General features: G+C 64.6%; 19 protein-coding genes. 17 read left to right on the top strand and 2 right to left on the bottom strand.

What is annotated here, in order from left to right; genetic code table 11:
- The first annotated feature begins 32 nt into the window (after positions 1-32).
- From V6M39_RS11825 to araA, 15 genes are all read left to right on the top strand, one after another.
- Entirely contained in the window at positions 33-1,139 is a 1,107-nt protein-coding gene (locus V6M39_RS11825) for an ABC transporter permease (RefSeq protein ID WP_332644021.1), read from the top strand.
- Positions 1,136-2,389 carry an ABC transporter permease gene (locus V6M39_RS11820; RefSeq protein WP_332644020.1) on the top strand — a complete coding sequence of 418 codons (1,254 nt, stop codon included), beginning with the start codon at positions 1,136-1,138 and terminating at the stop codon, positions 2,387-2,389. Before V6M39_RS11825 ends, V6M39_RS11820 begins: the two co-directional genes overlap by 4 nt.
- Entirely contained in the window at positions 2,389-2,817 is a 429-nt protein-coding gene (locus tag V6M39_RS11815; RefSeq protein WP_332644019.1) for a cytidine deaminase, read from the top strand. Before V6M39_RS11820 ends, V6M39_RS11815 begins: the two co-directional genes overlap by 1 nt.
- Position 2,818: 1 nt before the next feature.
- Positions 2,819-4,000, top strand: a complete 1,182-nt coding sequence (locus V6M39_RS11810; protein WP_332644018.1) for a cytochrome P450 — start codon at positions 2,819-2,821, stop codon at positions 3,998-4,000.
- Positions 3,997-5,280: a thymidine phosphorylase gene (locus V6M39_RS11805; RefSeq protein WP_332644017.1), complete on the top strand. Its 1,284-nt coding sequence runs from the start codon at positions 3,997-3,999 to the stop codon at positions 5,278-5,280. Before V6M39_RS11810 ends, V6M39_RS11805 begins: the two co-directional genes overlap by 4 nt.
- A 9-nt stretch (positions 5,281-5,289) precedes the next feature.
- Positions 5,290-5,745, top strand: coding sequence for a MaoC family dehydratase (locus tag V6M39_RS11800; protein WP_332644016.1), 456 nt, complete (start codon positions 5,290-5,292; stop codon positions 5,743-5,745).
- Positions 5,745-6,830, top strand: coding sequence for an adenosine deaminase (locus V6M39_RS11795; RefSeq protein ID WP_332644015.1), 1,086 nt, complete (start codon positions 5,745-5,747; stop codon positions 6,828-6,830). Before V6M39_RS11800 ends, V6M39_RS11795 begins: the two co-directional genes overlap by 1 nt.
- Positions 6,831-7,088: 258 nt before the next feature.
- A complete protein-coding gene (locus V6M39_RS11790; protein ID WP_332644014.1) occupies positions 7,089-8,081 on the top strand; it encodes an ABC transporter substrate-binding protein in 993 nt (330 codons plus the stop codon).
- 78 nt (positions 8,082-8,159) lie between these two features.
- Complete coding sequence (locus V6M39_RS11785) at positions 8,160-9,707, top strand: sugar ABC transporter ATP-binding protein (protein WP_332644013.1); 1,548 nt, start codon at positions 8,160-8,162, stop codon at positions 9,705-9,707.
- Positions 9,700-10,725 carry an ABC transporter permease gene (locus V6M39_RS11780; protein ID WP_332644012.1) on the top strand — a complete coding sequence of 342 codons (1,026 nt, stop codon included), beginning with the start codon at positions 9,700-9,702 and terminating at the stop codon, positions 10,723-10,725. The genes V6M39_RS11785 and V6M39_RS11780 overlap by 8 nt, the downstream gene beginning before the upstream one ends.
- Positions 10,722-11,738, top strand: coding sequence for a galactofuranose ABC transporter, permease protein YjfF (gene yjfF / locus V6M39_RS11775; RefSeq protein ID WP_332644011.1), 1,017 nt, complete (start codon positions 10,722-10,724; stop codon positions 11,736-11,738). Before V6M39_RS11780 ends, yjfF begins: the two co-directional genes overlap by 4 nt.
- Positions 11,735-12,763, top strand: a complete 1,029-nt coding sequence (locus V6M39_RS11770; RefSeq protein WP_332644010.1) for a LacI family DNA-binding transcriptional regulator — start codon at positions 11,735-11,737, stop codon at positions 12,761-12,763. The genes yjfF and V6M39_RS11770 overlap by 4 nt, the downstream gene beginning before the upstream one ends.
- A complete protein-coding gene (gene araB, locus V6M39_RS11765) occupies positions 12,760-14,430 on the top strand; it encodes a ribulokinase (RefSeq protein ID WP_332644009.1) in 1,671 nt (556 codons plus the stop codon). The genes V6M39_RS11770 and araB overlap by 4 nt, the downstream gene beginning before the upstream one ends.
- Complete coding sequence (locus tag V6M39_RS11760; RefSeq protein ID WP_332644008.1) at positions 14,427-15,101, top strand: L-ribulose-5-phosphate 4-epimerase; 675 nt, start codon at positions 14,427-14,429, stop codon at positions 15,099-15,101. Before araB ends, V6M39_RS11760 begins: the two co-directional genes overlap by 4 nt.
- 18 nt (positions 15,102-15,119) lie before the next feature.
- On the top strand, positions 15,120-16,622 hold the full coding sequence (gene araA / locus V6M39_RS11755) for an L-arabinose isomerase (protein WP_332644007.1): 1,503 nt from the start codon (positions 15,120-15,122) through the stop codon (positions 16,620-16,622).
- Positions 16,623-16,671: 49 nt separating this feature from the next.
- Here araA and lon read toward each other — a convergent pair whose 3' ends face one another.
- Positions 16,672-18,939: an endopeptidase La gene (lon, locus tag V6M39_RS11750; RefSeq protein ID WP_442880785.1), complete on the bottom strand. Its 2,268-nt coding sequence runs from the start codon at positions 18,937-18,939 to the stop codon at positions 16,672-16,674.
- 171 nt (positions 18,940-19,110) lie between these two features.
- On the opposite strand from lon, the gene V6M39_RS11745 reads away from it, so the two are divergent.
- Complete coding sequence (locus V6M39_RS11745) at positions 19,111-19,542, top strand: hypothetical protein (protein WP_332644005.1); 432 nt, start codon at positions 19,111-19,113, stop codon at positions 19,540-19,542.
- On the top strand, positions 19,539-19,850 hold the full coding sequence (locus V6M39_RS11740) for a hypothetical protein (protein WP_332644004.1): 312 nt from the start codon (positions 19,539-19,541) through the stop codon (positions 19,848-19,850). The genes V6M39_RS11745 and V6M39_RS11740 overlap by 4 nt, the downstream gene beginning before the upstream one ends.
- 70 nt (positions 19,851-19,920) lie before the next feature.
- Here the strand turns inward: V6M39_RS11740 and V6M39_RS11735 are convergent.
- Positions 19,921-20,533, bottom strand: a 613-nt coding sequence (locus V6M39_RS11735; protein WP_332644003.1) for an NAD(P)H-binding protein, incomplete at its 5' end; no start/stop codon positions are given.

Raw genomic sequence — 20,533 nt, 5'->3', positions numbered from 1 at the left:
GAGCAAACAAGTTCTTGTTCGGAAATGACGGCATGAAGAGTCCACGCAACACCAAGCTCGCGCTGGCGATCGGGGCACCTGTCCTTGCGCTGCTCGCTGCGTTCCTGATCACCAGCTTGGTGCTCATCCTGGCTGGCGACGACGTGGGTGGCGTGTGGGGCCAGATCCTCAGCTTCCCCACGCATCGCGGCTACGTCAACATCATCAACTCCGCCACGGTCTACTACCTGTCTGCGGTTGCCGTCGCGATCGGGTTCCGGATGAACCTTTTCAACATCGGCGTCGACGGTCAGTACCGGGTGGCTGCCTTCGCGGCCGCGGTCGTGGCTGGCGAGGGATGGCTGCCGGGCTACTTCAACACAGCGCTCGCAATGGTCGCCGCTGTGCTGGTCGGAGCGGCCTGGGCAGGCATAGCCGGGCTGCTGCGAGTCACTCGCGGCGTCAGCGAGGTCATCTCGACGATCATGCTCAATGCCATCGCGACCGCTCTCGTGGCCTACCTTCTGCGCAAGGCTGCTGTCGAGAATCCGGGAAGCAACATCACGGCAACCAAGGAAGTCCCGGAGGGCAGCCGCATCGGCGGTTTCACCCTGTTCGGTGACGTTCCCGCGACCGTGTACGGAATGGTGCTGCTGGCAGTCGCAGTTGGCTTCGCCTACTGGTTCATCATCAACAAGACACGCTTTGGCTTCGACCTACGGGCCACCGGTGCCTCGGAGACCGCCGCCGTATCGAGCGGCATCAACGTCAAGAAGATGATCATCATCTCGATGTTGCTGTCTGGTGGTGCGGCTGGGCTCGTCGGTCTACCGCTGCTGTTCGGCAACGACTATGCCTACGGCTCGACGTTCCAGTCGGGTCTCGGCTTCGCCGGTATCGCGATAGCCCTGCTGGGTCGCAACCATCCGATCGGCATCGCACTGGGAGCCCTGCTCTTTGCATTCCTCGACGAGCAGTCCAACCCGCTCCAGATCCTGCTCGACGTCTCTCCGGACATCGTCAAGATCACCCAGGGCACGATCGTGCTCACGGTGGTCATCGCGTACGAGGTGGTCCGCCGCTATGGCGTGCGCATTGAGCAACGCCGGGTGTCGAGCGCCTTGGATGACGAACCCGCGACGGAAGGGGCATCCGCATGAGTGTCGTTACTGACGCGATTGCAGCCGCTCCGGCCGCTGCCAAGAAGCTCAGCTATGGCTGGGTCATGATCGGACTGGCTGCCCTGTTGGTGCTGTTCTCTGCCCTGCGGGTGATCACCGGTGCGGACGATTTGGCCTCGTCCGGCACGCTGCGCGCAACCCTGGTTGCGGCGATCCCGATCGGGCTCGCCGGTCTCGGTGGCCTGTGGTCCGAACGGGCCGGAATCGTCAACATTGGTCTCGAGGGCATGATGATCCTCGGCACGTTCGGCGCGGGCTATTTCGGCTACTTCTATGGCCCTTGGCAGGGCGTCGTGGGGGCGATCCTGCTCGGCGCCGCCGGTGGCCTGTTGCACGCCGTCGCCACCGTGATCTTCGGGGTGGACCACATCGTCTCGGGTGTCGCGATCAACATCATCGCTCTCGGCGCGGTGCAATACCTTGCCGCGCTTGCGTTCACCGGAGTGCCTGGTGGTGGCCAGACCCAGTCGCCGAGCATCGACAAGTTGCCAGAGTTCACTGTCACGGCGCTGTCCGACCCGCTGGGCGACATTGAGGGCAAGGACTGGTTTGTTGTTTCCGATGTCGCGGCGGTGCTGCGTGCGCTGGTCACCAACTTGTCGATCCTGACCGTGCTGTGTCTGCTGCTGTTCGGTCTCACGTTCTGGCTCCTGTGGCGTACGTCCTTCGGCCTGCGGCTGCGGTCCTGCGGGGAGAGCCCGGCTGCAGCGGAGTCCTTGGGTGTCAACGTCATTCGCTACAAGTTCATCGCCGTACTCATCTCGGGCGGTCTCGCCGGTCTCGGTGGCGGATTCTTGGCCTTGGTCGCATCCAGCACGTTCCGCGAAGGACAGACCGGCGGTCGTGGCTACATCGGCCTTGCGGCCATGATCTTCGGCAACTGGCGGCCGGGCGGTCTGCTCGCGGGCGCTGGACTCTTCGGCTACACCGACACGCTGCGCTTGCGCGGCGGTGGAGAGTCGATCCACGGACTGCTGCTCCTTGTCGCAGTCGCTTTGGTCTTGATGGCCGTGTGGCAGATCCGCAAGGCGCGCAAGGTCGCCGGCGCCGTCACTCTCGGCATCGGCATCGTGATCGGGCTCTGGTACTTCTTCAGCGACTCGATCCCCGAGGACCTGACCGGCATGACGCCGTATGTCACGACGCTTCTGGTGCTGGCGCTGTTCTCACAACGGCTACGGATGCCCGCGGCCGATGGCAAGCCCTATCGAAAGGGCAGTGCGGGCTGATGGCGTTGGGTATCAAGGGACCAGGCGACCCGGTCGACTGGGACGCCCTCACTCGTTATGCCACCGAGGTGATGGGGCGGGCCTATGCGCCCTACTCCAACTTCAAGGTCGGTGTGGCCGGGCTCGTCGATGACGGACGTGTCGTGCTCGGCTGCAATGTCGAGAACGCCGCGTACGGCGTCGCATTGTGTGCTGAGTGCGGAATGGTCTCAGCGCTGCACGCTACCGGTGGCGGACGGCTCATCGCGGTCGCCTGCGTCGACGCGCACGGCAAGCCGCTGATGCCGTGCGGACGGTGCCGTCAGCTCCTGTGGGAGAACGGTGGCCCTGACATGCAGCTGCTCACGGCAAGCGGCGTCAAGACCATGACCGAGGTGCTTCCGGATGCCTTCGGCGCGGACGACCTCGCCAAGAACCTGGAAGAGTGACTTGACGCGCTACGCAGTTCAGCTGGATCCGGGAGAGCCGTCCTTCCTGCGCGATCCCTATCCCGTGCTGGCGTCGTTGAGAGCCAACGGCCCCGTGCTGTGGCACGAGCCGATGGGCATGTGGCTCGCAACGACCCACAAGTCGGTGAGCGCGGTGCTGCGCAGCCGTGCGTTCGGCCGGATCTGGTCTGACTGGGAGCCGGTCGACGAGCTCGAGCCGTTCAACGCCTTGCACCGCAACCAGATGATGGAGAACGAGCCTCCGGCGCACACCCGGCTCCGCAAGCTGGTGGCCGGCGCGTTCGGGCGCGGCCACGTGGAGCGTATGCGCCCGCGCGTCGAGTCGCTCGCCGCAGAGATGGTCGAACAGCTCGACGACCGGTTCGACGTACTCGCTGACTACGCCGAGCCGATGCCGGTCTACGTCATCGCCGATCTGCTCGGCGTTCCCCGCGAGGACCACCAGCTCCTTCGTACGTGGTCCCAGGCCATCGTGCACATGTACGAGCCTCGGCCCAGCGACGAGGTCAAGGCCGCGGCAGTTGAGGCAAGTACCGCGTTCTCCGACTATGTGCGCGCCGTCGTGACTGATCGGCGCGAAAACCAAGGCGAAGACCTGATCAGCGACCTGATCCGTGAGCGCGGTCGGGGTGCCAAGCTCACAGAGGACGAGCTCGTCGCCTCGGTCGTGCTGTTGCTCAACGCCGGCCACGAGGCATCCGTCAATGCGTTCGGCAACGGGATCTATGCGCTGATGTCGCATCCCGAGCAGCTCGCTCGCATCACGTCGGGGGAGGTGCCGATGGAGATCGCACTCGAAGAGCTCCTCCGCTTCGATGCGCCGTTGCAGCTGTTTGAACGTACGGCGACCGACGACGTCGAGATCGCAGGCCAGCTGATCAAGTCAGGCCAGAAGATCGCCTGCCTGATGGGGTCAGCCAACCGTGACTCAGACGCATTCGCGGAAGCCGACGTGTTCGACGTCGGCCGTGATCCCAATCCGCACGTCGGCTTCGGTATGGGTCGACACTTCTGCCTGGGCGCGCCCCTCGCGCGGCTTGAGCTGCAGATTTCGATGACACACCTGCTCCGGCGCTTCCCCCGCCTCGAGCTTGACGGGGAGGCGCCACGGCGACCGACCTGGGTGTTGCGGGGATTCGAAAGTATTGGAGTCCATGCATGACCGAACCCTTCGACGCTGTTGAGGTCATTGCGACCAAGCGCGACAAGGCTGAGCTCAGTGATGCGCAGATCGACTGGGTTGTCGATGCGTACACCCGCGGTGTGGTCGCGAATGAGCAGATGTCGTCGCTGGCCATGGCGATCCTGCTCAACGGCATGAACCGACGCGAGATCAGCCGCTGGACCAACGCGATGATCGCCAGTGGAGAGCGCATGGATTTCTCCAGCCTGTCCTGGAAGACCGCCGACAAGCATTCAACCGGCGGTGTCGGTGACAAGATCACCCTGCCGCTGGCTCCGCTCGTTGCGGCCTGTGGCGTCGCCGTACCTCAGCTGTCCGGCCGCGGACTCGGTCATACGGGTGGCACCCTCGACAAGCTCGAGGCGATTCCGGGATGGCGCGCTGAACTCAGCAACGACGAGATGATGTCGCAGCTCGAGGACGTCGGTGCCGTGATCTGTGCCGCCGGAGCGGGTCTCGCACCGGCAGACAAGAAGCTGTACGCCCTTCGCGACGTCACCGGGACGGTCGAGGCGATCCCGCTGATCGCGAGCTCGATCATGAGCAAGAAGATCGCCGAGGGCACCGGCGCACTGGTGCTCGACGTCAAGGTCGGCACGGGTGCGTTCATGAAATCGCTTGATCAGGCCCGCGAGCTTGCCGAGACGATGGTGGCGCTCGGCACCGACGCAGGGGTGAAGACCGTGGCGCTGCTGACTGACATGTCGACACCGCTCGGGCTGACTGCGGGCAACGCCGTGGAGATCGCCGAGTCGGTCGAGGTGCTGGCTGGCGGGGGACCGGCAGACGTTGTCGAGCTGACGGTTGCGCTCGCCCGGGAGATGCTCACCGCGGCCGGAAAGGATGACGTGGACCCAGCCGAGAAGCTCGCCTCAGGTGAAGCAATGGACGTCTGGAAGCGGATGATCTCGGCACAGGGCGGCGACCCTGATGCTGCGCTCCCGACGCCGAAGGAGACCCACACGGTCAACGCCGAGACGAGTGGCACGCTGACCCGTCTCGACGCTCTCGCTGTCGGTGTCGCGGCGTGGCGCCTGGGTGCCGGGCGATCTCGTCCCGGCGAGCAGGTCCAGGCGGCAGCAGGCATCGTGTTGCACGCCAAGCCGGGCGACACCGTCACCGCAGGTCAGCCGCTGTTGACCCTGCACACCGACACCCCCGAACGGTTTGAGCGCGCCATCGCAGCTCTTGAAGGCGGCTATGACATCGGGACCGGTGGCGCTGAGGCGGCCTCCGTCGTGATCGACCGGGTTGAGTAGGTTGGACTGATGCGCATCTTGAACAATCGCAATGAGATCGCCGACGCCGCAGGCGAGGAGCTGGGCGTCAGCGAATGGGTCGCCGTGACGCAGGAACGCATCGATCTTTTCGCCGACGCGTCAGGTGACCGCCAATGGATCCACGTCGACCCAGAGCGTGCGGCGGATGGACCATTCGGAGCCACCGTCGCGCATGGTTACCTCACACTGTCGATGCTCCCGTTCCTCGGAGCGCAGGTCTACGCGTTCGCCGGTGACGTCGCCCGAGTCAACTACGGGCTCAACAAGGTGCGCTTCGTTGCGCCGGTCAAGGTCAATTCCAAGATCCGCGACCGGGTCGAGCTGCTCACCGTGGAGGACATCGACAAGGGACAGCGCGCGACGCTCCAGCACACCGTCGAGATCAAGGGCAGCGACAAGCCGGCATGCGTTGCCGAGACCGTCGTACTGCTGATGGGCACCTGATGCCCCCCGCAACAGCGGCGCAGATCGCCAAGGCGCCGAAGGTCGTCCTGCACGAGCACTTGGACGGCGGCGTACGGCCTGCGACGATCGTCGAAATTGCGAATGAGATCGGCCATGACCTTCCCGCTCCTGATGCTGAATCGCTCGGCGCGTGGTTCGAGGAGTCATCGAGCTCGGGATCACTTCCGCGCTACCTCGAGACCTTCATTCACACCGTCGCTGTCATGCAGCGCCCGCAGGATCTGGCCCGGGTGGCACGCGAGTCGGTCATAGATCTCGCGAGCGACAAGGTCGTCTACGCGGAGCTCCGCTGGGCACCTGAACAGCACCTGTCGGCTGGTCTGACGCTGCAGGAGACTGTCGAGGCAGTCCAGGCTGGTATCGAGGAAGGGCGCGCTGAGGCGACCGCCCAGGGCAACCCAATTGTCGTCGGGCAGCTGCTCACTGCGATGCGTCACGCCAAGCGTGGACTCGAGATTGCCGAGATTGCCGTCGAGTACCGCGACCGGGGAGTCGCCGGCTTCGACATCGCCGGCGCTGAGGACGGCTATCCGCCGATCCTGCACCTTGAGGCGTTCGAGTTCCTGCATCGCGAGAACGCCCACTTCACGATTCACGCCGGTGAGGCATTCGGCCTGCCGTCGATCTGGCAAGCCATCCAGCGCTGTGGTGCCGAGCGCCTCGGTCATGGAGTACGCATCGTCGACGACATCGACTTCGACGCACCGGGCGGACCCAAGCTCGGCCCCCTCGCGGCGTACATCCGTGATCGCCGTATCCCGCTCGAAATGTGCCCGTCGTCCAACATGCAGACGCACGCTGTACCCAACATGAAGTCGATCGCCGATCACCCCATCGGCAAGCTCAAAGAACTTGGTTTTCGCGTGACGATCAACTGCGACAACCGACTGATGAGCAACACCTCCATGAGCAAGGAAATGCAGCTGCTCGTCGACGCATTTGGCTACACGACGGACGACCTGCGGTGGTTCACGATCAACGCGATGAAGAGCGCGTTCCTCCCGTTCGACGAGAGACTCGCGATCATCAACGACATCATCAAGCCGGCCTACGCCGCGCTCTAGGCGGCTGCGTCGCGACTTCGCGCCTGCTTTGGGAGAAAGTTCCACAAACCTTCTTCATTCGCTTGACGTAACAGATTGTTAACGTTAACAATCTGTACACGACAGATGTGCTCCGGGTCACAAAACGGAGTTCATCGGTGGCGAAGATGGACCCTCTCCCGAGGGGAAGCCTTCGATGCAATCGGATGTCCGCCCGAAAGCATCACGAATCTCCCGGGGTCGAACGACCCTGGGTGCCATCCCAGATGGAGGAAAGCAGTGTTCAAGAATCTGATGGTTGCGTCAGCGACCGTAGTGTTCGCCGGCAGCCTGGCTGCCTGCGGTAGCAGTGATGGCGGTGCGGACGATGCAGGCGGCTCCGACAAGATCACGATGGGCTTCGCGCAGGTTGGCGCCGAAAGTGGTTGGCGGACAGCAAACACCAAGTCGATCCAGGCCTCGGCCAAGGAAGCCGGGATCGAGCTCAAGTTCTCCGATGCACAGCAGAAGCAGGAGAACCAGATCAAGGCGATTCGTTCGTACATCCAGCAGAAGGTCGACGTCATCGCGTTCAGCCCCGTCGTCGAGACCGGCTGGGACACCGTGCTGCAGGAAGCCAAGCGCGCCAAGATCCCCGTGATCCTGACCGACCGCGCCGTCGACTCCGAGGACACATCGCTCTACAAGACGTTCCTCGGCTCCGACTTCGTCCTCGAGGGCGAGAAGGCCGGCCAGTGGGTCGTCGACAACGCGGCCACGAACGATGTCAACAAGGACGGCAAGATCAACGTCGTCGAGATCCAGGGCACGACTGGTGCCGCTCCGGCGATCGACCGCAAGGAAGGCTTCGAGGACAAGATCGCAGCCGACTCGAACATCAAGATCGTCGCTTCCCAGACGGGTGACTTCACCCGTGATGGTGGCAAGAAGGTGATGGAGGCGTTCCTCAAGTCCCAGAAGGACATTGACGTCGTCTACGCACACAATGATGACGAGGGCCTCGGCGCGATCGAGGCGATCGAGGCGGCCGGACTCAAGCCGGGCGTCGACATCAAGATCATCACCGTTGACGCCGTCAAGGACGGTATGACCGCGCTCGCGGCAGGCAAGATCAACTACATCGTGGAGTGCAACCCGCTCCTCGGTCCTCAGTTGATGGAGCTTGCCGAGAAGGTCGTCGCCGGCGAAGAGGTCCCACAGCGCGTGGAGACCGAAGAAGGCGCCTTCGACCAGGAGCAGGCCAAGGCCGTCCTGGCTGACCGTCAGTACTGAGCAACACCCAGGAATCGGGGCCCTGCGTCGCAGGGCGCAGGGCCCCACCCACCTTCCGAGAACGAAGAGATGATCCAAATGACAGCCGAAGCCGTACAGGCGACGCGCACGCAGCCCGTCGTGGAGATGAGCGGTGTGTCGGTGAGCTTCCCCGGCGTCAAGGCCCTTCAGTCCGTGGGTCTCACCCTCAGGCCAGGCGAGGTGCACGCCCTGATGGGCGAGAACGGTGCCGGCAAGTCCACGCTGATCAAGGCGCTCACAGGTGTCTACTCGATCGACGAGGGCACGATCGTCGTCGGCGGCGAGCATCGTACGTTCAACAGCCCAGCCGAGTCCCAGGCTGCCGGCATCAGCACGGTCTACCAAGAGGTCAACCTCTGCACCAACCTCACGGTCGCGGAGAACATGCTGCTGGGCCGTGAACCCCGATCATTCGGACGCATCGACACCCGCGAGATGAACCGTCGTGCTGGTGACGTCCTGACCCGGCTCGGCCTCGACGTCGACCCCAAGTCGCAGCTCGGAACACACCCGATCGCGATTCAGCAGCTTGTCGCGATCGCGCGCGCTGTCGACATCGATGCAGAGCTCCTGATTCTCGACGAGCCCACTTCCAGCCTGGACGCTGACGAGGTCGCCAAGTTGTTTGAGGTGATGCGCGCACTCCGCACCGACGGTGTCGCAATTGTGTTCGTCTCTCACTTCCTCGACCAAGTCTTTGAGATCTCCGACCGCATGACGGTCCTGCGCAATGGGCAGTTCGTCGGCGAGTACGTCACTGCCGATACGACTCAGCTCCAAGTCGTCAAAGCAATGATCGGCCGCGAGCTCGAGACTCTCGAGAAGATCGAGCAGGAAGCCGATGAGCACACTGTGAAGGCGCAGGGCGAGCCGCTCATCGAGGTCCTCCAACTGAGTCGCAAGGGCAGCGTCGAGGCGGTCGACCTCAAGGTCTTCGAAGGTGAGGTCATCGGTGTCGCCGGCCTCCTCGGCTCGGGCCGCACCGAGCTCGCGCGCCTACTGTTCGGCGCCGACACAGCTGACAGTGGCGATACCCGCATGCGCTCACGGCACATCAAGCTGCGAACGCCTCGCCAGGCGATCGACCACAAGATCGCGTTCTCGAGCGAGAACCGGCGCTCGGAAGGCGTCATTGGCGACCTTTCGATCGCCGACAACATGGTGCTCGTGATGCAGGCATCGCGCGGATGGCTGCGACCGATCCCTGCCAAGACCAAGGACCGCCTCGTCAGCAAGTACATCGAGGCGCTCGACATCCGCCCGGCCGACCCGCAGGCACTGATGCGCAACCTCAGCGGCGGCAACCAGCAGAAGGTCCTGCTCGCGCGCTGGCTCATCACCGAGCCGGAACTCCTCATCCTCGACGAGCCCACCCGTGGCATCGACATCGGCGCCAAGGCGCAGATCCAGCAGCTCGTCGCTGATCTTGCAAAGGATGGCATGTCCGTCGTCTTCATCTCCGCAGAGCTCGAGGAGGTCCTGCGACTCAGCGACCGACTCGTCGTGATGCGCGACCGTCGCAAGATCGACGAGCGGGCCAACGAGAACGTCACTGTTTCCGACGTCCTCGAGATCATCGCGGGAGAGGTGCGCGCTGATGCGTAACCTCACTCGCCATGCTCTGTTCTGGCCGCTGTTCGCGCTCGGGCTCCTGCTGGTCGTCAACGTCATTGCGACCCCGTCGTTCTTCTCGATCAGGGTCCAGGACGGACACCTCTACGGCAGCCTGATCGACATCCTGCGCAACGGCGCGCCCACGCTGCTGATCGCCCTTGGCATGACTCTCGTCATCGCGACCCGCGGCATCGACCTGTCCGTCGGCGCGATCGTGGCGATTTCCGGGGCTGTCGCGTGCACCTACATGGCGGGGTCTCCCGACGAGTCCACGGCAGGACGCGCGATCGTCGCGATGACCATGGCGGTGGGGGTCGGCATCCTGCTCGGGCTGTGGAACGGACTGCTGGTCTCGGTCTTCGGGATCCAACCGATCATCGCGACACTCGTGCTCATGACCGCGGGGCGCGGCCTGGCGATGCTGATCACTGACGGCCAGATCATCACGGTCAACAACGCGCTGTTCAAGAAGGTCGGCACCGGCTTCGTGCTGGGCCTGCCAGTCGCGATCCTGATCGCGCTGGCAGTCTTTGCGATCACCGCTGTGCTGACGCGACGTACCGCGCTCGGCATGCTGATCGAGGCGGTCGGCATCAACCCCGAGGCAAGCAGGCTGGCGGGCGTACGCGCTCGAACCATTACCTGGACGGTGTACGTCTTCGTCGCCTTCTGCGCCGGCATCGCGGGCCTCATGATCGCCTCCAACACCAGCGCGGCCGACGCCAACAACGCCGGCCTCTTCATCGAGCTCGACGCGATTCTTGCGGTCGTCATCGGCGGCACGTCGCTCGCCGGCGGCCGATTCTCGCTGACCGGCACGCTGATCGGCGCTATGTTCATCCAGACCCTCGCAACAACAATCCCGACGATGGGCATCCCAGCCGAGACCAACTACTTGTTCAAGGCCGTCGCGGTGATCGTGGTCTGCCTGCTGCAATCGCCCAAGGCGCGCGCGGCACTGTCCGTACGACGACCGTCGGGTCTACTCACGAAGGGAACGGCCGCATGACCATCGTCATGGCTCCCCCCGAGCACTCCGCAGGGAGCCCCTCGCCTCGCTCGTCACGTGGCTTCGTGTTCCCGACCCGCTTCCTTCCGGTGATCGCGACCTTCACGCTCTTCGTGGCCATGTTCGGTATGGGCTCGATCCGCTACGAGGGCTTCTCCTCGCCGCAGACCGTCCTCAGCGTGCTGGTCGACAACTCGTACCTGATCGTTCTCGCGGTTGGTATGACGTTCGTGATCCTGACCGGCGGGATCGACCTGTCGGTCGGCTCGGTCGTCGCCCTGTCCACGATGATTGCGGCCGAAGCGCTGCGTGCCGGGTGGTCTGCGCCGCTCGTGATCGTCGCGGTCCTGCTGACCGGATCGGTGCTGGGTCTCTTGATGGGCCTGGTGATCCACTACTTCGAGATTCAGCCGTTCATCGTGACCCTCGCGGGCATGTTCCTGGCCCGAGGCCTCTGCTACGTGATCAGCGTCGACTCGATTCCGATCAAGAACGAGACCTTCACTTCCTTCGCCCAGGGCACGATCACGATCGGCGACTACTTCATCACGCCCGCGGTGATCGTCGCGCTGGTGGTGCTGGTGATCGCTGCGGTGGTTCTGCACATGACCAGGTTCGGCCGCACGGTCTACGCCGTGGGCGGCAGCGAGCAGTCCGCGATGCTGATGGGCCTCGCCGTCGCGCGTACCAAGATCGGCGTTTATGTCATCAGCGGCTTCTGCTCCGCGCTGGCCGGTCTTCTCTACGCCATCTACACACTGTCGGGTTACAGCCTGACCGCGGTCGGATGGGAGCTCGACGCCATCGCGGCCGTCGTCATCGGCGGCACACTGTTGACCGGCGGCTCAGGCTTCGTGCTCGGCTCGGCGCTCGGCGTCATGGTGCTCGGCCTCATCCAGTCGTTCATCTCGTTCGATGGCACGCTCAGCTCGTGGTGGACCAAGATTGCGATCGGCGTGCTGCTCCTGGTGTTCGTCCTGCTTCAGCGGCTCTTCACCCGGCGGTCCACATGACTGGCAATCCTCAACACGCGCCGGTGATGGCCGATGTCGCCAAGGTCGCCGGGGTCTCCCACCAGACCGTGTCCAGAGTCATCAACGGGATGCCCAACATCAAGGAGTCGACCCGCGAGCGGGTCGAGGCCGCGATCAAGGAGCTCGGCTACCGGCCCAACACCGCCGCGCGTGCGCTCGTGACGCGCAAGTCATCGACGATCGGGATCATCAGCACAGAGACCGGGCTCTACGGACCCAACAGCATTCACCGCACAGTGGAGGACGCCGCACGTCAGGCAGGCTACTTTGCAGGTTCGGTGAGCCTCTCGAGCGTGACCACTCAGTCCCTCACCGATGCGATCGACCACCTGTTGCGGCAGTCCGTCGAAGGCATCGTCATGATCGCTGCGCAATACGCAGCGCTCGATGTGATCCACCATCAGGACCCCGGCGTACCGCTCGTCGTCGTCGAGGGCGACTTGTCCAAGGCGAAGTTCGCGGTCGGAGTCGACCAGCACCGCGGAGCGTACGAAGCGACGAAACACCTGCTCGATCTCGGACACACCTCGATCGCACACGTACGCGGTCCTCAGGATTGGACCGAGGCCGAAGCTCGCCGCCAGGGCTGGGAAGCCGCGTTGAAGGACGCAGGTCAGAACGTTGGCCCGCTGTTTCACGGTGACTGGACCCCACGCAGCGGTTACATCGCGGGTCGCCAACTGCTGGACACACCCGGTCCCACGGCGGTGTTCGTCGCCAATGACCAGATGACGATCGGCCTGATGCATGCGCTCGCCGAGGCAGGCGTCGCGGTGCCGGACGACATCAGCATTGTGGGATTCGATGACGCTCCCGAGGCCGAGTTCCTGAACCCGGCCATCACCACCGTACGACAGAACTTTCAGGAGGTCGGCCGTCGCGCGATCGACGTCCTGCACGCCGCGATCCTCGGTGAGAACGAGGACCTACCGCGGCTCATCGAGCCCGAGCTGATCATCCGCTCGAGCACCTCGGCACCGAGCTCTCGAAAGGCCAAGAAGTGAGCGAGCAGTACGTCGTCGGAGTCGACTTCGGCACCTTGTCCGGGCGCGCACTGGTTGTTGCGGTCGAGGATGGCCGTGAGCTCGCGAGCGCAGTGCACGAATACACCCACGCCGTGATCAGCGACGCATTGCCAACGACGCCAGACTCGGCGCTGCCACCAGATTGGGCGCTGCAAGTGCCCTCGGACTACGTCGACGTCCTCAGGCATGCGGTTCCCGAGGCCGTACGCGCATCGGGGATCGATCCCTCGCAGGTGATCGGCATCGCCACCGACTTCACGGCCTGCACGATGGTTCCAACCCTTGCGGACGGCACTCCGCTCAACGAGCTGCCGCAGTTCGAGGACCGGCCACATGCCTACGTGAAGCTGTGGAAGCATCACGCCGCTCAGGGGCAGGCCGATCGCATCAATGCCCTCGCCGAGGAGCGCCAGGAGTCGTGGCTGCCGCGGTATGGCGGACTGATCTCGTCGGAATGGGAGTTCGCCAAGGGACTCCAGATTCTTGAGGAGGATCCCGAGGTCTACGCCGCCATGGAGCGCTGGGTCGAGGCAGCCGACTGGATTGTCTGGCAGCTCTGCGGGACGTACGTCCGCAACGCGTGCTCGGCCGGCTACAAGGGCATCTTGCAAGACGGCGCCTATCCGGGGGATGGCTTCCTCACAGCCCTAAACCCTCTGTTTGCAGACTTTGTTAACGCTAAACTTGATCAGCCAATTGGCCAGCTCGGCCATGCGGCAGGCACCTTGACCGCAGCGGCTGCGGGGCTGACCGGACTGCCCGAGGGCATCGCGGTCGCTGTCGGCAACGTCGATGCACACGTCACGGCCCCGGCGGCCCAGGCAGTCGATCCCGGCCAGATGGTCGCGATCATGGGCACGTCGACGTGCCACGTCATGAGTGCTGCAGTGCTCTGTGAGGTGCCTGGGATGTGTGGCGTGGTCGAGGGCGGAATCGTTGCTGGTACGTGGGGATACGAGGCCGGACAGAGTGGCGTCGGTGACATCTTCGGGTGGTTCGTCGATCACGGCGTCCCGGCCTACGTACGCGATGCGGCTGACGCTGCTGGTGTCGGAGTCCACGAGTACCTCACCGAGCTGGCCTCCCGGCAGCCGGTCGGCGCGCACGGCTTGGTGGCCCTCGACTGGCACAGCGGCAACCGCTCGGTGCTGGTCGATCACGAGCTGACCGGCCTGCTTGTCGGCCAGACCCTGGCGACGCGCCCTGAGGACATCTACCGCGCTCTGATCGAGGCCACGGCGTTCGGCACTCGGACGATCATCGACACGTTCAATGCGAGCGGTGTTCCGGTCGACGAGCTGATCATTGCCGGCGGCCTGTCCAAGAACCCGCTGCTCATGCAGATCTACTCCGACGTGACCCGCTTGCCGCTCTCGGTGATCGGGTCCGAGCAGGGCCCCGCTCTGGGGTCTGCCCTCCATGCTGCCGTCGCGGCCGGCGCGTACGCGGACATACGCGCCGCCGCGAAGGTAATGGGCTCCCTCAATCGGGCAGTGATCCTGCCCGATGAGGGACGCTCCAAGGTCTATGACCGGCTGTACGCCGAGTACACCGCACTGCACGACACGTTCGGCCGGGGTGGCAACGACGTGATGCACCGTCTGCATGCACTGCGCCGTGAGGCGCTCGCCGGGGACGCGTCATGACGCTCACCCAGGACGTGGCTTCGACGATCGCCAGACTTCGCCGCGAGGTGTGCGACCTCCATGCCGAGCTCACTCGCTATGAGCTTGTCGTCTGGACCGCCGGCAACGTATCCGCACGGGTTCCCGGAGCCGATGCCCTGGTCATCAAGCCGAGCGGGGTGAGCTACGACGACCTCACCCCGGAAAACATGGTCGTGACTGACCTCGAAGGGACGGTGCTCGAGGGTGACCTCGCGCCGTCCTCCGACACCGCTGCGCAGGCATACGTCTATCGCCACCTGCCTGACGTCGGTGGTGTCGTGCACACGCATTCGACGTACGCCACCGCCTGGGCCACCAGAGCCGAGCCCATCCCGTGTGTGCTCACGATGATGGCTGACGAGTTCGGTGGCGAGATCCCCGTCGGACCGTTCGCGTTGATCGGAGACGACTCAATCGGTCGCGGCATCGTCGAGACGCTGCGCGACAGCAGATCGCCGGCAGTGCTGATGCAGAACCACGGCGTGTTCTCGATCGGGAAGGACGCGCGATCCGCCGTGAAGGCTGCGGTCATGTGCGAGGACGTTGCGCGAACCGTCCACATCGCCCGACAGCTGGGTGACCCTCTCTCGATTCCCGAAGACTCGATCGACAAGCTCTTCGACCGCTATCAGAACGTCTACGGGCAATAGCCCACTCAAGGAGAATTCGTGAACACCGACGAGCGCGAGATCTGGTTCCTCACCGGAAGCCAGAGCCTGTACGGCGAGGACACATTGCGTCAGGTCGCCGAGCAGTCGCGCGTCATTGCCGCCCAGCTCGGGGACTCACCCCAGCTGTCGACTCGCCTTGTGTGGAAACCGGTGCTGACCTCGTCTGACGCGATCCGACGGGTGGTGTTGGACGCCAACTCCGACGACTCCTGCGTCGGCTTGATCGGCTGGATGCACACGTTCTCGCCCGCCAAGATGTGGATCAACGGTCTCGACGCTCTCCAGAAGCCGTTCCTCCATCTGCACACGCAGGCCAATGTCGAGATTCCGTGGGCGACGATCGACATGGACTTCATGAACCTCAACCAAGCTGCCCACGGTGACCGAGAGTTCGGGTTCATCCAGACGCGTCTCGGCGTCGCGCGCAAGACGGTGGCTGGACATGTCAGCGATCCGACCGTCACCAAGCGGGTTGGCGCCTGGGCACGGGCTGCGGCTGGAGCCCATGACCTTCGCAACCTCAGGCTCGCGCGATTCGGTGACAACATGCGTGACGTCGCGGTCACCGAGGGCGACAAGGTCGAGGCGCAGCTCAAGTTCGGAGTCTCCGTCAACACGTACGGCGTCAACGACCTCGTCGACGTCGTGGACGCGGTGGAACAGGACGTGGTCGACAAGCTCGTCGCTGAGTATGAAGACAGCTACGACGTCGCACCTGACCTGCGTGCTGGGGGAGATCGTCACGAGTCCCTGCGCTACAGCGCGCAGCTCGAAGCTGGCCTGCGTCAGTTCCTCGAGGCGGGCAAGTTTGGAGCGTTCACGACGAACTTCGAGGACCTCGGCGGCCTACGTCAGCTGCCTGGGCTGGCGGTCCAGCGACTCATGGCGGAGGGCTACGGGTTCGGCGGCGAAGGCGACTGGAAGACGGCGGTCCTGGTGCGTACGACCAAGACCATGGCCGAGGGGTTGCCCGGGGGCACCTCGTTCATGGAGGACTACACGTACCACCTCGAGCCGGGCAACCAGAAGTCGCTCGGCGCGCACATGCTCGAGGTGTGTCCGACGATCACCACGAGCCGGCCGAGCATCGAGGCTCATCCGTTGTCGATGGGCAATCGCGAGGATCCAGTCCGGATGCGGTTCATCGCCGACCCTGGCGAAGGCATCGTGGTTGGGCTGTCCGATCTCGGCGACAGGTTCCGGCTGACAGCCAATGACGTGACTCTGGTCGAGCCGGACGAAGCGCTGCCCAACCTGCCGGTTGCCTGCGCGGTGTGGGAGGCGCATCCGTCGTTGCCGACGGCCGCCGAGGCATGGCTCATCGCCGGCGCGCCACACCACACAGTGCTCTCGACTGCGGTGGGGCTCGAAGAGTTCGAGGATCTCGCCGACATCCTGCGAACCGAGCTGCTGCACATCGGGGACGACACGACGACTCGCGGATTCCTCAAGGAAGTGCGATGGAACCAGGCGTACTACCGGCTCGCCGAAGGGTTCTGACCACGTACTCGGGCGGCGCCCTCTTCCTCCAGTGAGGGCGCCGACCGACTTAGGCGGCGACGGTTGCCGCGTCCTCGACCGGCTCGAGAGCCGACGCGAGGATCTCCGCGACGTCCGCCACCGGACGAACATCCAGCTCGGCGAGCACTTCTTCGGGCACGTCGACCAGGTCGACCTCATTGCGGGCGGGGATGAAGATCGTCTTGAGCCCAGCGCGCTGAGCGGCCATCAATTTCTGCTTCACGCCACCGATCGGCAGCACGCGACCGTTGAGAGTGACTTCACCCGTCATGCCGACGTCAGCACGCACCTTGCGACCGAGCGCCAACGACGTGAGCGCTGTGACCATCGTGACGCCCGCTGACGGGCCGTCCTTGGGGACAGCGCCGGCCGGAACGTGCAGGTGGATCGAACGCTCGAGTGTCTCCAGGTCGATGCCGATCTCGTCGGCGTGTGAGCGCACGTACGACAGCGCGATATGCGCCGACTCCTTCATCACGTCGCCGAGCTGGCCGGTGATCGCAAGTCCGCGTTCGCCGTCGTAGGCGCTCGCCTCGATGAACAGCACGTCTCCGCCGAGACCCGTGACCGCGAGGCCCGTCGCGACGCCGGGAACCGCCGTGCGCTCCTCGGACTCGGGAGTGAAGCGAGGCCGACCGATGTAATCAACCAGCGTCGTCTCATCGACGACAACAGGCGACTCGACGTCCGGTTCGGTCAGCTTGGTCGTCACCTTGCGGAACACCTTGGCGAGCAGCCGTTCCATCTGGCGGACGCCGGCTTCACGTGTGTAGGACGCAGCGATCTCGCGCAACGCCTCGTCGGTGATCTCGATCTCGTCGTCCGTCAGCGCGGCCCGCTCCAGCTGTCGCGGAGCGAGGTAGCGACGGGCGATCTGCACCTTGTCGTCCTCGGTGTAGCCGTCGAGCTGGACGAGCTCCATGCGGTCCAACAGTGGCTGCGGAATCGACTCGATCACGTTGGCCGTCGCCAGGAAAAGGACGTCGGACAGGTCCAGATCGAGATCGAGGTAGTGATCGCGGAACGTGTGGTTCTGCGCCGGGTCCAGTACCTCGAGCAGGGCAGCCGCCGGATCGCCGCGGTAGTCGGCGCCGACCTTGTCGATCTCGTCGAGCAGGATCACCGGGTTCATCGATCCCGCCTCGCCGATCGCGCGGACCAGACGACCGGGGAGCGCGCCGACGTACGTACGGCGGTGGCCTCGGATCTCAGCCTCGTCACGGACGCCGCCGAGGGCGACACGTACGAAATTGCGACCAAGGGCGCGAGCAACGCTCTCGCCGAGTGATGTCTTGCCGACACCGGGCGGGCCCACGAGCGCCATCACTGCGCCTGAGCCGCGTCCGCCGACGACCTCGAGGCCGCGGTCCTTGCGGCGCGCGCGGACGGCGAGGTACTCGACGATCCGGTCCTTCACGTCATCCAGACCGTGGTGATCGGCATCCAGCACCTCGCGCGCAGCGCCGATGTCGGTCTTGTCGTCGGTCTTGACGTTCCACGGGAGCTCGAGAACGGTGTCGAGCCAGGTACGGATGTAGCCCGCTTCAGGGTTCTGGTCGCTGCCGCGTTCGAGCTTGCCGACCTCGCGGAGTGCAGCCTTGCGGACGTCCTCGGGGAGGTCTGCTTCTTCGACGCGCTCGCGGTAGTCCTTGGTGTCCTCGGGCTCGTCGTCGCCGAGCTCCTTGCGGATCGCAGCGAGCTGTTGACGGAGCACGAACTCGCGCTGGTTCTTGTCGATGCTCTCCTGCACCGACTCGGAGATCTTCTCGTTGACGTCAGCCTCGGCGAGGTAGTCGCGAGCCCACCCGATCAGGACGTTCAGGCGCTCTTCGACGTCAGACGTCTCGAGCAGCTGGCGCTTCTGCTCCAGCTCGAGGTACGACGCGTAGCCCGCCGTGTCGGCGAGCTGGCCGGGGTTGGTGATGCGCTGGACGGAGTCGATGACCTGCCACGCGTTGCGCTTCTGCAGGATGGTGACGAGCAGACCCTTGTAGGTCTGCGCGAGGTCACGTACGGCTTCGGTCGGCTCGGGGTCCTCGACCAGCTCAGCCTCGACCCAGAGCGCCGCGCCGGGTCCGGTCACACCGCCCTGAATGTGGGCACGCTGCTCGGCCTGGATCACGGCGCCGGGGCTACCGCCGGGGAGTCGGCCGACCTGCTGGATCGTCGCCACCACCCCGTACGTCGCGTAGCGGTCCTCGAGTCGCGGTGCGACGAGGAGGCGGTCGTCGTTGCTCGTACGTGCGGCATCGACGGCAGCGCGAGCGGCATCGTCGAGCTCGATCGGTACGACCATTCCGGGCAGTACGACGACATCTTCGAGTGCCAGAACGGGGAATTTGTGCAGCGTGGTCACGGGGATCTCCTGAAGTTGAGTCTGACGGGCTCAACTACACGTACGAGTCGCTTGTTCCGCGGAAACCGTGTGTTCGCTCAGGGCTGACGAAGCGTTCGGTAGGTTCATCGCGTGGGGAAGAAGAAGGGCAAGAGCAAACAGGTTGAGCCGCGCCAACTGGTCCGCGCCGCCCTTCTCATGGCAATCGGAGGCGCCGCTGTCTGTGGATTGGCCCTCGCCGCCCGAGCGCAGGTCGCCGGGATCCTGGCCGGTGTGCTGTTGGTCATCGCGGTGATCGGTGCGCTTTACGCGGCGATGTGGATCGGCGGTGCCGCCATGTTTCTGTTCTTCGACCAGTTGCTCTCAGGGGATCCGGAGAGAGCGGTGAACTGGTACTGGCGACTCGTCTGGCTCGTGGTGCTCATCAGCGTTCCGCTTTCGGGCTACCTTCTCGAGTTCGACAAGGACCAGTGGATCTGGGGAACGGGCAGCACCGTCGCAGGCATCGTCATTGCCCTGGTCGTGCTGTACGGACGACCCAAGAGCAAAGGGTCCAATTCGTGAGGATCGCAGGGTTCCACGGGGCTTTGGTCGCGTCGCCATGGACGCGTGGATCTTTCTGGGATCGCGTGGATGTCACCGTCGAGCGAATCCATCTGCGCGCCTGGTTGCGGAAGAACATCGTGATTGACCGCGAGCAGATCACCGCAATTGAGTTTGAGAAGGTTCGCGGTCCGTTCATCTGGGCTACGAACGTGCGATTCCTCCTCAGCGACGGGACCACCGCACCCAAGCTGTTCGTCCCATTTCGCACGCGATCGTTTCGCCGCGCGCTCGAGACGCTCGATTGGCCGACCCAGGATCGGGACTAGAACCGCTGACAGGGCCCGGGGGCCAGTTCGAACCGACGACTTGTCGCCGATCCGAACTGGCCGAATGACCTCAGACGGAGACTGCCTCGCGGAGGCCGTCGACCAGCGGCGTTGTCGGGCGACCGATCAGCGCGCTGAGGTCACCGCTCGTGCCGTCGAGCAGGCCGTCGCGGGTGTTGCCATCGAGGGCAACCAGGAATCCGGCTGTGCCTTCGTCGACTCCGGCACCGACCAACGCACTCAGGTGCTCTTCGGGAGTGACGTTCGCCAGTGCGACCTCGCTGCCGATCGCCGTGCTGATGGCGTCAGCGAGCTCCTGCTGCGACCAGGCATGGTCGCCCGAGAGCTCATACACCCTGCCAGCGGTCGAGCTGTCGGTGAGAACGATCGCGGCTGCCTCAGCGAAGTCCTTGCGACTCGCACTCGAGATGCGGCCCTCGCCGGCGCTGGTCAGGAACGTGCCAGTCTGGCGGGCCTGCTCGATGGACGGAAGGTAGTTCTCGGAGTACCAGCCGTTGCGCAGGATTGTCGACGGAAGTCCTGAGGCGGCGATGAGTTCTTCGGTCGCCTTGTGCTCGGGAGCGAGGACCAGAGCGGAGGTACTTGCCTTGGGTGCGCTCGTGTAGACGATGCGCCGTACGCCGGCTGCCTTGGCAGCGTCGATCGCATTGCCGTGCTGGGCG

The sequence above is a fragment of the Aeromicrobium sp. genome, from assembly GCF_036675695.1.
GTDB lineage: Bacteria > Actinomycetota > Actinomycetes > Propionibacteriales > Nocardioidaceae > Aeromicrobium.
The sequence above is the reverse complement of the archived record's forward strand: the minus strand, read 5'-3'. Positions and strand labels throughout refer to the sequence as shown.